The 13,299-nt window shown below is 69.4% G+C and carries 12 protein-coding genes; 7 read left to right on the forward strand and 5 right to left on the reverse strand.

The features are described from left to right. Nucleotides 1-166 precede the first annotated feature (166 nt). Nucleotides 167-1,546, forward strand: coding sequence for an MFS transporter (locus tag QSK37_RS11900; protein WP_285619791.1), 1,380 nt, complete (start codon nt 167-169; stop codon nt 1,544-1,546). Next, nucleotides 1,543-2,589, forward strand: coding sequence for a hypothetical protein (locus QSK37_RS11905; protein ID WP_285619793.1), 1,047 nt, complete (start codon nt 1,543-1,545; stop codon nt 2,587-2,589). Before QSK37_RS11900 ends, QSK37_RS11905 begins: the two co-directional genes overlap by 4 nt. Here QSK37_RS11905 and QSK37_RS11910 read toward each other — a convergent pair. From QSK37_RS11910 to QSK37_RS11925, 5 genes are all read right to left on the reverse strand, one after another. Continuing rightward, complete coding sequence (locus QSK37_RS11910; RefSeq protein ID WP_285619795.1) at nt 2,553-3,359, reverse strand: IclR family transcriptional regulator; 807 nt, start codon at nt 3,357-3,359, stop codon at nt 2,553-2,555. The two genes, QSK37_RS11905 and QSK37_RS11910, sit on opposite strands and share 37 nt — an antisense overlap. 121 nt (nt 3,360-3,480) lie before the next feature. Continuing rightward, a complete protein-coding gene (locus QSK37_RS51710; protein ID WP_432705559.1) occupies nt 3,481-3,738 on the reverse strand; it encodes a DUF6406 domain-containing protein in 258 nt (85 codons plus the stop codon). 2 nt (nt 3,739-3,740) lie between these two features. Further along, on the reverse strand, nt 3,741-4,862 hold the full coding sequence (locus tag QSK37_RS11915; RefSeq protein WP_285619797.1) for a C2 family cysteine protease: 1,122 nt from the start codon (nt 4,860-4,862) through the stop codon (nt 3,741-3,743). A 347-nt stretch (nt 4,863-5,209) separates the two neighbouring features. Next, nucleotides 5,210-5,911: a DUF8017 domain-containing protein gene (locus QSK37_RS11920; protein WP_285619798.1), complete on the reverse strand. Its 702-nt coding sequence runs from the start codon at nt 5,909-5,911 to the stop codon at nt 5,210-5,212. A 277-nt stretch (nt 5,912-6,188) separates the two neighbouring features. After that, entirely contained in the window at nt 6,189-7,655 is a 1,467-nt protein-coding gene (locus tag QSK37_RS11925) for a glycoside hydrolase family 76 protein (RefSeq protein ID WP_285619801.1), read from the reverse strand. 232 nt (nt 7,656-7,887) lie between these two features. Here QSK37_RS11925 and QSK37_RS11930 point away from each other — a divergent pair, with 232 nt between their 5' ends. From QSK37_RS11930 to QSK37_RS11950, 5 genes are read left to right on the forward strand one after another with little or no spacing between them, the layout of a single operon-like run. Next, nucleotides 7,888-9,927: a CocE/NonD family hydrolase gene (locus QSK37_RS11930; protein ID WP_285619802.1), complete on the forward strand. Its 2,040-nt coding sequence runs from the start codon at nt 7,888-7,890 to the stop codon at nt 9,925-9,927. Next, nucleotides 9,927-10,823 carry an ABC transporter substrate-binding protein gene (locus tag QSK37_RS11935; protein WP_285619803.1) on the forward strand — a complete coding sequence of 299 codons (897 nt, stop codon included), beginning with the start codon at nt 9,927-9,929 and terminating at the stop codon, nt 10,821-10,823. The genes QSK37_RS11930 and QSK37_RS11935 overlap by 1 nt, the downstream gene beginning before the upstream one ends. Before the next feature lie 32 nt (nt 10,824-10,855). Beyond that, nucleotides 10,856-11,872 carry an ABC transporter ATP-binding protein gene (locus tag QSK37_RS11940; RefSeq protein ID WP_285619804.1) on the forward strand — a complete coding sequence of 339 codons (1,017 nt, stop codon included), beginning with the start codon at nt 10,856-10,858 and terminating at the stop codon, nt 11,870-11,872. Then, nucleotides 11,869-12,591: an ABC transporter permease gene (locus QSK37_RS11945; protein ID WP_285619805.1), complete on the forward strand. Its 723-nt coding sequence runs from the start codon at nt 11,869-11,871 to the stop codon at nt 12,589-12,591. Before QSK37_RS11940 ends, QSK37_RS11945 begins: the two co-directional genes overlap by 4 nt. Beyond that, complete coding sequence (locus QSK37_RS11950; RefSeq protein WP_285619806.1) at nt 12,591-13,262, forward strand: ABC transporter permease; 672 nt, start codon at nt 12,591-12,593, stop codon at nt 13,260-13,262. Before QSK37_RS11945 ends, QSK37_RS11950 begins: the two co-directional genes overlap by 1 nt. Nucleotides 13,263-13,299: the final 37 nt, after the last annotated feature.

Consider the following 13,299-nt stretch of genomic DNA (forward strand, 5'->3'; position numbering starts at 1 on the left):
CACTGTTCACTATAGGACCGGATGTCAACCCTTATTACGGTCTTGTGTCACGGAGATCACATGCTGCACTATTAGGACGTTCACTTTGTGAACACGCAGTTCGGGGCGACGCCGACTGTGGTGTCGACGAGCTGCGGTACCGGGCAGCCGACCTCGGAGGACGACCATGTCCACACCGCCCCACGCAGCAGTGCCGCACCCAGCGGCGCCGGACGACGCTCGCCCCCACCCCTCACACGGCCCGGACATGGCCAAGGTGCGCGCCGCGGTGCGCGGCGGGGCGCTCGCCTACTTCGTCGACCAGTTCGACATCTACCTGCCGATCGTCGTGCTGGCGCCGGCGACGGTCTACTTCCAGTCGGCGTCTCTGAGCGCGAGCACGACGGCCCTGCTGTCGTCGCTGGTGTTCGCGTCGACGCTCATCGGCCGTCCGCTCGGCGCGCTGATCTTCGGCCACTTCGCCGACACCGTCGGGCGCAAGCGCACGACGCTGGTCGCGGTCGGCGGCTTCGGCACCATCACCCTGGCGACCGCGTGCCTGCCGGGCCACGAGACGATCGGGACGTGGTCGGTCGGCCTGCTGATCGCGCTGCGGTTCGTCGACGGGATCTTCCTCGGCGGCGAGTACACGACCGCGGTCCCGCTGGCGATGGAGTGGAGCCCGAAGCACAAGCGCGGCCTCTACGCCTCGATCATCACCTCGACCTCCCCCGGCGCGTACGTCGTGATCGCCGCGATCACGCTGCTGATGCTGCAGCTGCTGCCGTCCGCCGGGCTGCACAGCGGCTACGTGCAGTGGGGCTGGCGGGTGCCGTTCCTGGTCGGTGCGCTGCTGTCGGCCCTGCTGTTCCGCTACTACCTCAGGCAGGTGCACGAGCCGCCGGCGGAGCTGACCGGTGAGCGGCACAAACTGCCGTTCGTACGGCTGCTGGTGCGGTACCCGAAGGCGCTGGCGCAGGTGTTCGTGCTGATGACCGGCACGTGGCTCGCGACCAACATGGAGGCCGCCGTGACACCCGCACAGCTGAAGGCGCACCTTCTGCTGTCCAGCAAGCAGGTCACGCTGACCATGCTCGTGATCAACGCGTCCGCCGCACTGGCCTATCCCGTCTTCGGAGTGCTGTCCCAGCGCATCGGGCGACGGCGGTTCTACATCGGCTACGGCCTGTCGGTCCTGGTGGTGGGCGCCGGTTCGTACTCGCTGCTGATGGTCTCGAACGGTGGCCTCGGCGCGGCGCTCGGCTGGGCCATCCTGATCGGCGTCTTCACCGTCGGCACGTTCGGCCCGATCGCCGCGTACCTGACCGAGCGGTTCCCGGCGAGCATCCGTTCGACCGGGTACGGCGTCGGTTACAGCCTCGCGCTCATCGCGCCGGCGTTCTACCAGTTCTACCTGCGGCAGTTCGACGGCGTCGTCTCGGCTCACCTCGCCCCGGCCGTCCTGATCGCGCTCGCCGGCGTACTGATCAGCCTCGGCGGCTTCCTCGGCCCGGAGACCAAGGACGTGGACATGGCCGACGACGACACGATCCCCGCGCTGTCTTGACCGGACGGAAGGCGACGGTCGGCGGCCTGGTCACCGCCAATCCGGTGTGGGTCGGCTCGTCCGAGCTGACCATGACGCTCGACGGGCTGATCACCTGCGTCGACGCGGGCGCCGGTGCGGTGGTGGCGAAGTCGGTGAACGAGAGCGCCGCCGCCCGGCGGCAGCTGGACATCGCGGACTACGCCTTCGTCTCCGCCGGCGGGCGGGTACGGCCCGCCGGCGCGGCGCGGCGCGGTGACGGCCTGCTGAACCGCTCCGGGCTCGCGCAGGTGGACCTGGACGACTGGCTCGCGCTACTGGCCGCCGGGGTCGAGCACGGCGCGGCCCGCGGTTGCCCGGTGATCGGCAGCATCACCCTGGGCGACCCGGTCGCGGCCGCGCGCATCGCGCACGCGATGGCGGGTGCGGTGCCCGCCGTCGAACTCAACATCGGCGCCCCCCACGGCCGCGAGGCACCCGCCGTACGACAGCTGACCGAGGCGGACGCGGTGCACGACGCCGTACGGGTCGTACGGGCCGCCGTGGACGCGCCGCTGTTCGTCAAGCTTCCCGGGCAGGCGTCCGACGTCGTCGCGCTCGCCCGTGCCGCCCGCTCGGCCGGTGCGGACGCCGTCGGGCTGGTCGGGCGTTACCCGGGCTTCCTGCCCGACCTCGGCGGCGGCGCGGTGCTCGGGTCCTGGGGGGCGTGGGGATCGCCGGCGTGCCTGCCGATGAGCCTGTACTGGGTCGCCAAGGCGCGTACGGCGCTCGGCGCCGACGTGCCCCTGGTCGGCACCAACGGCGCGCGCACCGCGACCGACGTGCTGCGGTTCCTCGCCTCGGGCGCGCGCGCCGTCGAGGTCGTCACCGCGCTGTGGATCGGCGGACCCGCGGCGCTCGCGGAGCTGGTCGCCGGGGTCGACGCGTATCTCGACGCCCGCGACCCGGACGAGTTCGTCGGCAGCGCACTCGCCGGAGCGCGCGAGTACAAGGACATCCCGCCGGTGCGGCCGCCCGCGTGGCTGCCCTACACCGCCCGCTGGTCGAGGTCGTCGGGCCGGTAGTGGCCGCCGAGCTCGCGGGTGAGCTCACGCGCGGTGTCGACGACGACGCGTAGCTCGGGAGCCTCATCGGACATCGACAGGGTGTTGTCCGGGCCGACGATGGCGATGGTGGCGCAGATGCCGTACTCGTCGAAGACGGGCGCCGCCACCGCGACGACGCCGGGAGTGCTCATCGCGGAACAGTGACCGACGGCGCGAACCCGTTCGACGTCGGCTCGGAGCTCGTCACGCGCCGGACCGGGGAGGTTCGCCGTCAGCCGTTCCATGGACAGCTGGTCGACGTGGTAGGCGAGGAAGATCTTGCTCTGCGCCGTGTCCAGCGGAAGGTGGCTGCCGACCCGTACGGAGACGATGACGACGGTGGAGACGTTCTCCTCGACCCGGGAGACCACCGGACCGGTGAGACCCCAGAGACTGAGCACCACGCTGGTCTGCGTGGCGCGGGAGAGCGCCTGCATGTGACGCGGCGCGAGGTTGACGACGCGACGACGTCCGATGGCGAAGGCGCCCAGCTGGAGCAGCAGACCACCGGGGACGTAGCCGCCCTCGGGGCTGCGTTCGAGCAGCCCGGCCGCGACGAGCGACGTGCAGTAGCGGTACGCCGTCGTGCGGTTGAGGCTGAGCCGCTCGGCGACCTCGCTCGCGGTCACCTCCGGCGTGGCCGGATCGAAGAGCGACAGAATCTGGCTGACACGACTCACCGCCTGGATGTCGGCCTGGTCGCCACGGTCGGCACGGGCGGCATCCGGCGACCGCGTCGATTTGGTCACGGGAGCCTCCGCCTGACGATGGTCGAGAGCTGACAGGCGTGTTCACTTGGTGAACACGCCTGTCAGGCTACCTGAATCGTCCGCGGTGCTCTGCTCCAGGGCGCGCGGTGCTCCACTCGCGTCACTCGACTCTTGTCAGTACGACAGTCCAGTCGCTACCACTGGAAGTTTCTACGCGATCGAGCTTCCAGGTCTGGTCTCGAACCGGGAAGGTGTCACCAGGACGCAATTTAAAATCTTGCTCGTCGTCTGTGTCCACACTAAGGAGGACTTCGGGAGGATCTCCGTCTTTGCCGGGATTTACGTACACCACACCGAAACTACCAAGCGAAGTGTTTCGTTGACGACCTTGTCCCAGATGAATCTCAGTAACTGACACGACTACTCCAGAGTACTGTAGTATGGCCGGACGCCGTCTCTGAATTCTTCTACCGTTAGCGGTTCAGAATGTCGCCGATTCCACGGGTTTCGCAAGTGAATTTTACCTTGGTCGTCGATCGCAGTGACTTCATACGCATGAGACGGATGCATTTCTTTAACCAGTGAGCTTTCACCTGCGTCGCGGCTACGGGTACCAACAAGGATCGGCTTGTGCTCGGCAAGTCGCGCCCGAAACTCTTCTATGAGTTGCCGGTCGGCGCTTCGACCATTGAGGTCATAGCCGGTCGGAAGCTCGAACGTTCGCGCAGGACTCCCGGTCAGCTGGGTGAGCAGTTCAGCGCGATCACTTGGATTGCTGCCCTGGTTGAGCCGAACATAGCCGGTCGGCAGGTCCCTTCCCCCTCCCTGAACCTTCCAGCGCTCCCCCCACTTCTCCCGACGTCCATCACTCCATGTCTGGTCGACTCCCGCAATGGCTTTCTCCAGCACCGGAGCCCACGCGGCCCCGACACCGCCCGCATCAGCGAACGAAGGCCTCTCGGGCTCGTCGTCGTGAATCGGCAGCTCAGGAGTCACGACGAGATTGATGGTTCTACCGGTGGGTTCATATCGCATGCGCGACATCGAGTATTTGGCCTCGTGGAGACATACCTGATAATTCCCGTCATTCCCCTCGCGCACACATTCACGGATGGCATCTGGTCGATGCCCGGCGACGGCTCCGAGAGTGGCGATGATCCCGCAGTCACCAAGAACACCTTGCTTGGTCTGCTCTCGGACAGGCACTCCATCGAAGAGCGGTGTACGCGTCCCATCAGGTCGCTCCAACGGTGTGCTGTAGCGATCCGGTACACGCTCCGGCTTCTCACCGGGGTCTTGGAAGTCCGGCCTGTCGACGGTCTCGGACAGTTCATGCGGGACGTCGCTTCGATCGAGCTTGGATGCCGCCTGTTTGAGGCGGTCGAGAAGACCTCGCTCGACTACAGCGTCTTCGAGAACAGCCGCACGGACGTTGTCATCGGGCAGTCCGTCACCAGTGATCGTCCTGCTCTGTACATCCTCGGTCTGGGTATCAGCATCGGAGTCCGACAGCTCTCCGTCATCCGCCTCACCCAACTCCATGGCGGTGGTCGCCTCATCTGAGGCGGCCGTCGCCGGTGGGGCGTCAGACCGACTCTCAATGGTCTCGGTTGACGACTCCACGGCACCCTTGTTCGCGGCAGCGGCGATAGCCCTGCTGTCCGCCCGAGACGGAAGACCTTCGACACCTGGCCGATCAGACGGCGGAGCCTGCTGCCGTCCGGGGCTGGTTCTCGCCCGTCTCACTGGGCTCGTCGGAGACAGCGCCGAGCCGGTCAATCCCCATCATGCCCCTAACCGGATGGGACTACATCAGCGAGCGATCAGCCTGTCGGCCGGCTGACGACTGCTCCTGCGCGAGATTCGGCAGAAGATACCTACCAGAAGGGTCACTTGGCGAGGCGGACGCTGTGGACCACCTTGTCCATGTCCGCGTCGCTGAGGGCACCCGGTTGGCCCGTGTGGACGTAGAGGACGAACCTGAGCGAGCCGCCGCCGGTCACCGGCAGCGCGACCATGTGGATGGTCGTGCCCGTTGAGCCGCAGTTGTCCCTGTCCGGGGCCGTCGTGACCCGGGCGGTGATCTGTTCGACCCATCCCCCGCTCCTGAGCTTCATCTTCTGCGGGGCGCCGATGCTCTGCCGCGGGGAGGCCTGCTTGCGGGCGGCGGCCTTCGCCCACATGCGGGCGCCCTGGACCACCGAGTCCTTGACGCTGTCCACGTCCGACGCGCGGAAGCCCGCGCCGCCGAGTCTGCAGTCGCCTTTCTCGGACTCCGCGCTGTAGTCCACGGCGGTCTCGGGGACGGCGCTGCCGTCGTCCAGGCCGATCATGCTGCCCTCACCCTTGTTCTCCCAGTCGGCCGGCACGTCGTACGACAGGCCGTTCTTCTGGGAGGCCACGATCACCTGCCAGCCCGGCACCGTCGGCGGGAACTGGTTGGTCGGCGTGGGCGTGGGGGTGGGTGTCGTGGGAGGGCTCGGCGTCGGCGCGGCGCTCGTCGGGGCCGCGGCCGGGTGCTCGTCCCCGCCGGTCGTGAGCACGATGACGACCGCGCCGACGACGACAAGGAGGGCGACGGCGGCGATCACCCCGATCAGCGGTCCCCGGCTCCGGCGCGGCGGGATCGGAGGCGGGAAGCCCGGCCCGCCGGGCGGGGGAAAAGGCGGTCCTCCGGGAGTTGGCCCCTGGGGTGGCGGTGCTCCGTAGACCACGAACTCTCTCCTATTCGACCGTCTCGGACGCGGCGTGATCCGGACGGCCGTACGCCGACCGGATCACGCCGGATGTCCTGCTTCCGCACATCCCCCGATTCGATGCTTGGACTCGTGGATCACCGCGCGGGTTCCGTCCCGGAGCCGGAGGCCGTCACGTGCCGCCGGCGGCGGTGGCGTTCATCAGGTCCACGGCGCTCTGCTGACGGGCCGCGTCGGTGGAGTCCAACGGCCCGGCCCAGTGATAGCCGTACTGGTCGAGGGCGTTGCGGTCGTGGGCGTACGCCGAGTCCGCCTGCCGGTTCAGATAGGCGGTGTACGGGTGGTCGCCGAGCGCCTTGTTGAGCGCGGCCAGCCCGCGCGCGTACACGCCCTTGAACGACGGGCCGTCCGCTCCCCCGTTGGACTGCGGTTCGCCCGGGTCGGCGAGGATGCCGTTCGGGTTCAGCGCCGGGTCGGTCGTGGAGGCGTCGGCGAGCCCGCGCGCGGAGGTGAGCAGGCTCGCGTCCCCGGTGGCCCGGTACAGCTCGGTGAGGCCGTTCAGGATGACGCCCTGGTTGTACGAGTAGACCGGCTGGCCGTTGTTCTTACACGTCGACAGGTCCAGGCCGTCGTTGATCAGGTGGGAGGAGTTGATCATTCCGGAGGCCTTGAACCACGACCACTCCTTGGTCGCCAGGTTCAGGTAGGCCGTGTCGCCGGGGATGCGGTTGTGCAGGGCGGCGGTCAGCTGCAGGTACAGCTCGTTGGGGATGGCGTTCTTGTAGTCGCGCTGGGTGCGCCAGTAGACGCCGCCGCCGCAGACGCCGTCGGCGTAGGACGTCATCCAGTCCGCGTCGGCGCGGGCGGTGTTCAGGTAGCGGCTGTCGCCGGTCAGGTCGTAGGCGTCCACCCAGGCCAGGCCCCACCAGCCGGTGTCGTCCAGGTAGTCGTTGCGGAACTGGCCGCCCTGCGCGGACAGGTTGGCGTCGTACGTCGTGGCGACCGCGTACTTGTAGCTGCCCATTCCGCTGACCCGGACGTTGTCGATGATCGCGGTGAGCGCGTTCGCGGAGTTCCACCAGTTGGTGGTGGCCCACAGCCCGGTGCCGTTGCCGTAGAACTCCATCAGTGCGGTGGCCGCGGCGGTCGACCGGGTGCCGGCGTTCCAGGTCGTACGCGCCCACGGCGTGCAGGCGATCTCGGCGCGGTCGCCGGCCTTTCCGCAGGCGCGGACCGCGCCGACGCCCCGGTTGTTCCAGTCGTCGACGTTGTACATGAGCGTGCGCCGGCCGCGCTGACCGCTCGGGACCGTGGTGTCGCCGAGCCTGCTGCCCTGGTTCCAGCTCCGGCCGCCGTCGAACGAACGGTCCAGCCACACCTCGTCGCCCGGGTTGCCGGTGTCGATGCTCCCCCAGGCCATGTCGTCGGCGTCGTCGAGATGCAGCACGATCCGCCGCGAGTAAATGGTGGCCTGGACGGGCGTACGGTCCCCGACGGTGAGCGCGGGGTCGCGACCGTCGCAGTACCGGTCGCAGATCGACGCGGCGGCCGCACTCGCACCGGTCGGCGCGGAGATCACGACGGCCACGAGCGGCAGGAGGGCCGACAGCAGGAAACGAGCGGTCCGCGATAACGACATGATTGACTATTGACGACAGAATCCGTCAAGTCAACGACCGAGTCGCCCGCGAGCGGACTCGCTGTCGCCGCTATGAAGCGGTTCCCGCGTCGCACGGAAGGCGTCGGACGCTCGTCGATCCAGGCCACAGCACTGCGGTTCCGCCGGAGGCCGGTTTTGGTCCGCCCGAAGATACCTGGCAAGATACGCCGATATTGCGGACTTGCCCCCTGGCCGATGGAGGATGCGGTAGGTGTCGAACTCGAGTGCCACGGCGGACAGCACACCTTCGGTCCGGGTCCTGCGACACGTATGGATTCCGCTGGCGGACGGCACGCGCCTCGCCGCGCGGATCTGGATGCCGGCCCACGCCGAGCGCCGACCGTGCCCGGTGATCCTCGAGTACATCCCCTATCGCAAGAATGACTTCACCGCCGCGCGGGACAACAGCCTCCACGCGCAGTTCGCCCGCGCCGGGTACGTCTCCGTGCGGGTCGACCTGCGGGGCAGCGGCGACTCCGACGGCCAGATGCAGGACGAGTACGCGCAGCTGGAGCTCACCGACGGGGTCGAGGTCATCGACTGGCTGTCGAAGCAGCCGTGGTGCGACGGAAACGTCGGGATGATCGGCAAGTCGTGGGGCGGCTTCAACGGTCTGCAGATCGCCGCGCTCCGGCCGCCCGCGCTGAAGGCCATCGTCACCGTCTGCTCGACCGACGATCGCTACGCCGAGGACGTGCACTACACCGGCGGCGCGCTGATCGCCTCCGAGATGCTGCCGTGGGCCTCGACCATGCTCGCCTTCAACGCGCGGCCGCCGGACCCCGCGGTCGTCGGCGCCGGCTGGCGGGAGCAGTGGCTGCGGCGGATGAACGACACTCCGGCCTACATCGAGGAGTGGCTCGCCCACCAGGAGCGGGACGCGTACTGGAAACACGGTTCGGTCTGCGAGGACTACGGCGCGATCGAGGCCGCCGTCTTCGCGGTGGGCGGCTGGTACGACTCCTACTGCGGTGCCGTGCTGCGCCTGCTCGAAGGGCTGGACGCTCCCGCGCGCGGCCTCATCGGGCCGTGGGCGCACAGCTACCCGCACCAGGGCGTGCCCGGGCCTGCCATCGACTTCCACGCCGAGGTCATCCGCTGGTTCGACCAGTGGCTGCGGGGCCGGGACACCGGCGTGATGGACGAGCCGGCGCTGCGCGCCTGGATGCCCGAGTGGGCGGCGCCCGGTGCCGATCTCGACGAACGGCCCGGACGCTGGGTCGCCGAGGACGCCTGGCCGTCGCCGCGTCTCGACGCGGGCGAGTACCCGCTCGCCGGGGACAGCCTCGGCCCGGCCATCCGCACCGACCCGCGAAAGGACGCCGAGATTCCGCTCGAAAGCCCGCGCACGGTCGGGGCGTACGGCGGAAGCTGGCTGCAGTTCGGTGACGCCGCCGGGCAGTTCCTGCCGCAGGGCGCCGATGACGGCCTGTCCCACACGTTCACCTCGGACCCGCTGGCGGAGCGGGTGGAGATCCTGGGCGTCCCCTCGGTCGGCCTGCGGGTCACCGCCGACCGGCCGGCCGCTCTTCTCGCCGTACGGCTGTGCGACGTGGCGCCGGACGGCTCCTCGCGGCTGGTGACGCGGGGGCTGCTCAACCTCACCCACCGGGACGGGCACGAACGGTCCCGGCCGCTCGACCCCGGCCGGGCGTACGACGTGACGGTGCCGTTGATCGCGACCGCGCACGCCTTCGCCGCCGGCCACCGCATCCGCGTGTCGGTGTCGGCGGCGTACTGGCCGCTCGCGTGGCCGTCGCCGGAGCCCGTCACCGTGACGCTGTCGCCCGGTGGCCCATCAGCCCTCCACCTGCCCGAACGCCCCGGCCGGCCTGAGGACGCGCGGCTGCGCCCGTACGGGCCGCCGCTCGCCGACCCGCCCGTCCCCATCCGGCAGGAGCCGGGAACCTCGGATCGTACGGTCCGGTACGACCCCGTCGCGGGCCGGATCGAGATCACGCTGCGCGGGGACGACGGCCGCTTCACCGACCTCACTGACGGCGGATACCGGCGAGCGGATTCGGTCGACCGCTTCACCCTGGCCGAGGGCGACCCCGCGTCGGCTCTCGTGGAGTGCGAGCGCACCGAGGAGATCGGCCGCGGTGAGTGGCGCACCAGGATCGTCACCTACAGCCGGATGAGCGGTGACGCGGAGGCGTTCTCGGTGAGCAACGGTCTCACCGCCTACGAGGGGGACGAGCGCGTCTTCCATCGGACCTGGAACGCCGTCATCCCGAGGACGGGAGTCTGATGAGGCGCCGGACCTTCCTGACGGGCGGACTGCTGGTCGCGGCGGGCGCCTGCGTCGGCGCCTCCGCCTGGTCGGTGGCCGGCAGCGGACCCACGATCACCATCGGTTCCAAGGAGTTCAGCGAGTCGTGGGTGATGGGCGAGCTGTACGCGCAGGTACTGACCGCCCGCGGGTTCCGGGTGGCGCTCAAGTCCAACGTCGGCAGCGCCACCCTCATCGACCGTGCCGTACGGAGCCGGGAGCTCGACCTGTACCCCGAGTACACCGGCGTGATCCTGCAGAGCCTGGCGACCGCGAAGACACTCCCGGACACCGCGGAGGGCACGTACGCGGCGGCCAAGCGCTACGAGGAGACCCGCGGGCTGACCCTGCTCGCGTCGACGCCCTTCCAGAACCGCAACGCCGTGGCCGTACGCACCTCGGACGCCCGGCGGTACAACCTGCGGACCATCGCCGACCTGACACGCATGGGCGACATCTCGTACGCGGAATATCCGGACAACATCACCGGCCCGCTCGGCTACGACGCGATCGTCAAGGCCTACGGCCTGCACCGGATGAAGGTACGGCCGCTGAACATCGGCCTGCAGTACCCGGCGCTGCAGACCGGCAAGGTGCAGGCCGCCGACGTGTTCACCACCGACCCGCAGCTGCGCCACTACGACTTCACGATCCTCGAGGACGACAAGCACGTGTTCGGCTTCCAGAACGTGGCGCCGGTCATCCGCCGGCAACTCGTCGAGCGGTACGGGACCCGGCTGACCGAGCCGCTCGACCAGGTCGACGCGCTGCTCACGGAGCCGGCGATGCAGGCGCTCAACGAGGCCGTCGCGATCAAGCGCCTCAGCCCGGCCGAGGTGGCCCGCCGGTTCCTCGTGGCCAACCACCTGACGTGAGCCGCGTCTCGCGCCCGCCGACGGACGTACGAATGGAGAAGGACCTCATGGCGAACCAAGGGCAGAGCGCGGCCGAGATCGTCTTCGACCGGGCGACCAAGGTGTACCGAGGCGCCCCGGCCCCCGCCGTGGACGAGCTGTCGATGACGGTGCCGGCCGGAGAGATCTGCGTGCTGCTCGGTCCGTCCGGCAGCGGCAAGACGACCGCTCTGACCATGGTGAACCGTCTGGTCGAGCCCACCTCGGGCGACATCCGCATCGACGGCGTCAGCGTGGCCGAGCAGGACGCGACGGGCCTGCGCCGCCGCATCGGCTATGTCATCCAGCAGATCGGGCTGTTCCCGCACATGACCATCGAGGAGAACGTGGCCACCGTGCCGCAGGTCCTCGGCTGGAAGCGGGACCGCATCCGGGACCGCGTACGCGAGCTGCTCGACCTCGTCGGGCTCCCACCCCGGGAGTACGGCGGCCGCTATCCGGCTCAGCTGTCGGGCGGGCAGCGGCAGCGGGTCGGAATCGCTCGGGCGCTCGCCGCGGACCCGCCGGTGATGCTCATGGACGAACCCTTCGGCGCGCTCGACCCGATCACCCGCGAGCACATGCAGGATGAGTTCCTGCGGCTGCACGAGCAGGTCCGCAAGACCACCCTCTTCGTCAGCCACGACATGGACGAGGCGGTCAAGATGGGGGATCGCATCGCGATCTTCCGCGAGGGCGGCCACCTGGTGCAGTACGACGCCCCCGAGCGGATCCTCACCGCTCCCGCCGACGACTTCGTCGCTCGTTTCATCGGAGCCGACCGGGGACTCAAGGCGCTCACCCTGCGGCGTGTGGGCGACCTTCCGCTGGAGCCCGCGGACGCCACGCCGGACACGGCGCCGCTCGCGGCCACGGAGACCCTCCACACGGCCCTGTCCGCGTTGATGACGTCGGGTACGGACCGGCTGCCGGTCGCGGACGGCGACGGGCGCCTCGTCGGGACCGTGACCCTCGACCTGATCCGCGCGGAGGCCGGACGCCCGGCACCGCACGAAGGGGAGGTGGCATGATCGCCGCCGCCGGACCCCACCCGGTGATTCCGGACTTCGGCCCGGTCAGCCGCTGCGTCCAGGACAATGGCTTCTTCTGCACCGACTGGTTCACCGCCAACTGGGACAGCGTCTTCTGGCCCGCCCTGGTCCAGCACGTCCGGCTCACCGTCATGGCGGTGGGGATCGGTTTCGTCCTCGCCTTCGCGGCCGCCCTGCTGGCCCACTTCAAGGGCTGGCTGGAACGGCCGGTCGGCGGGTTCACCGCGTTCCTCTACACGATCCCGCCGCTGGCGCTGTTCGAGCTGCTCGTCCCGGGCACCGGCGTCTCGGTGCTCACCGTCGAGATCGCGTTGGTCGCCTACACGCTCATGGTGCTGTTCAAGAACACCCTGACCGGCCTGCGCGAGGTGCCACCCGACGTCCGGCGGGTCGGCGAGGGGATGGGGCTGACGCGCCGGCAGATCCTGGTGCGGATCGAACTGCCGCTGGCGATCCCCTCGATCCTCAGCGGGCTGCGGATCGCGACCGTCACCACCATCAGCACCGTCGAGATCGCGGCGTTCATCATCGACCAGGGGCTCGGGTCACCGATCCTGCAGGGTCTGCAGTCGCCCTTCAACACCCAGTTCGTGGCCGCCGGCGCCCTCGCCGTCGCACTCGCGCTCGCCGCGGACGGCCTGATCGTCCTCGTCGGCCGCCTGCTCACCCCGTGGACTCACGCTCGTAGGGCCGTCTGATGAACACCTTCCTCGACAGCTTCACCTTCATGGGCGGACATCTCGGCCTGCTGCTCGGCAAGGCCTGGAGCCATCTCGTGCTCTCCGCGGCGGCCTTCGTGGTCGCGCTGGTCATCGCCGCCCCGCTGGGCATCTGGCTCGGCCACCGGCGCAGGGGCGGCTTCATCGCGATCAGCGTCTCCAACGTGGGCCGCGCGCTGCCCAGCCTCGCGCTCATCGCGATCTTCCTCGGCCTGCTCGGCATCGGCTTCACCAACGTTCTCGTCGCGTTGGTGATCATGGCGGTGCCGCCCATCCTCACCAACGCCTACCTCGCGGTGGAGCAGGTGGACCCCGACCTCGTACGGGCGGCTCGCGGAATGGGTCTCACCCCATGGCAGATCCTGTTCCGCATCGAGCTGCCCCTCGCGCTGCCCGTGCTGTTCACCGGCATCCGCATCGCGGTCGTGTACGTCATCTCCAGCGCCACGCTGGCCGCCGTCGCCGGCGGCGGCGGTCTGGGCGACATCATCCTCAACCAGGTCGCGTACGGCCTGTCCGGCGTGATCGCGGCGGCCCTGTGGGTCGCGGTGCTCGCCCTGGTGGCCGACGCGCTGCTCGGCATGGTCCGCAAGCTCCTCACCCCACGCGGTGTCCGGCACCTGGGGAACGACGGCGCTTCGTCCCGCTGACCCCCGGCACGGAAAAGGCCGGGGCCGTCATCGGCCC

Origin of the sequence: Actinoallomurus iriomotensis, from assembly GCF_030269445.1 — a bacterium.
GTDB lineage: Bacteria > Actinomycetota > Actinomycetes > Streptosporangiales > Streptosporangiaceae > Actinoallomurus > Actinoallomurus iriomotensis.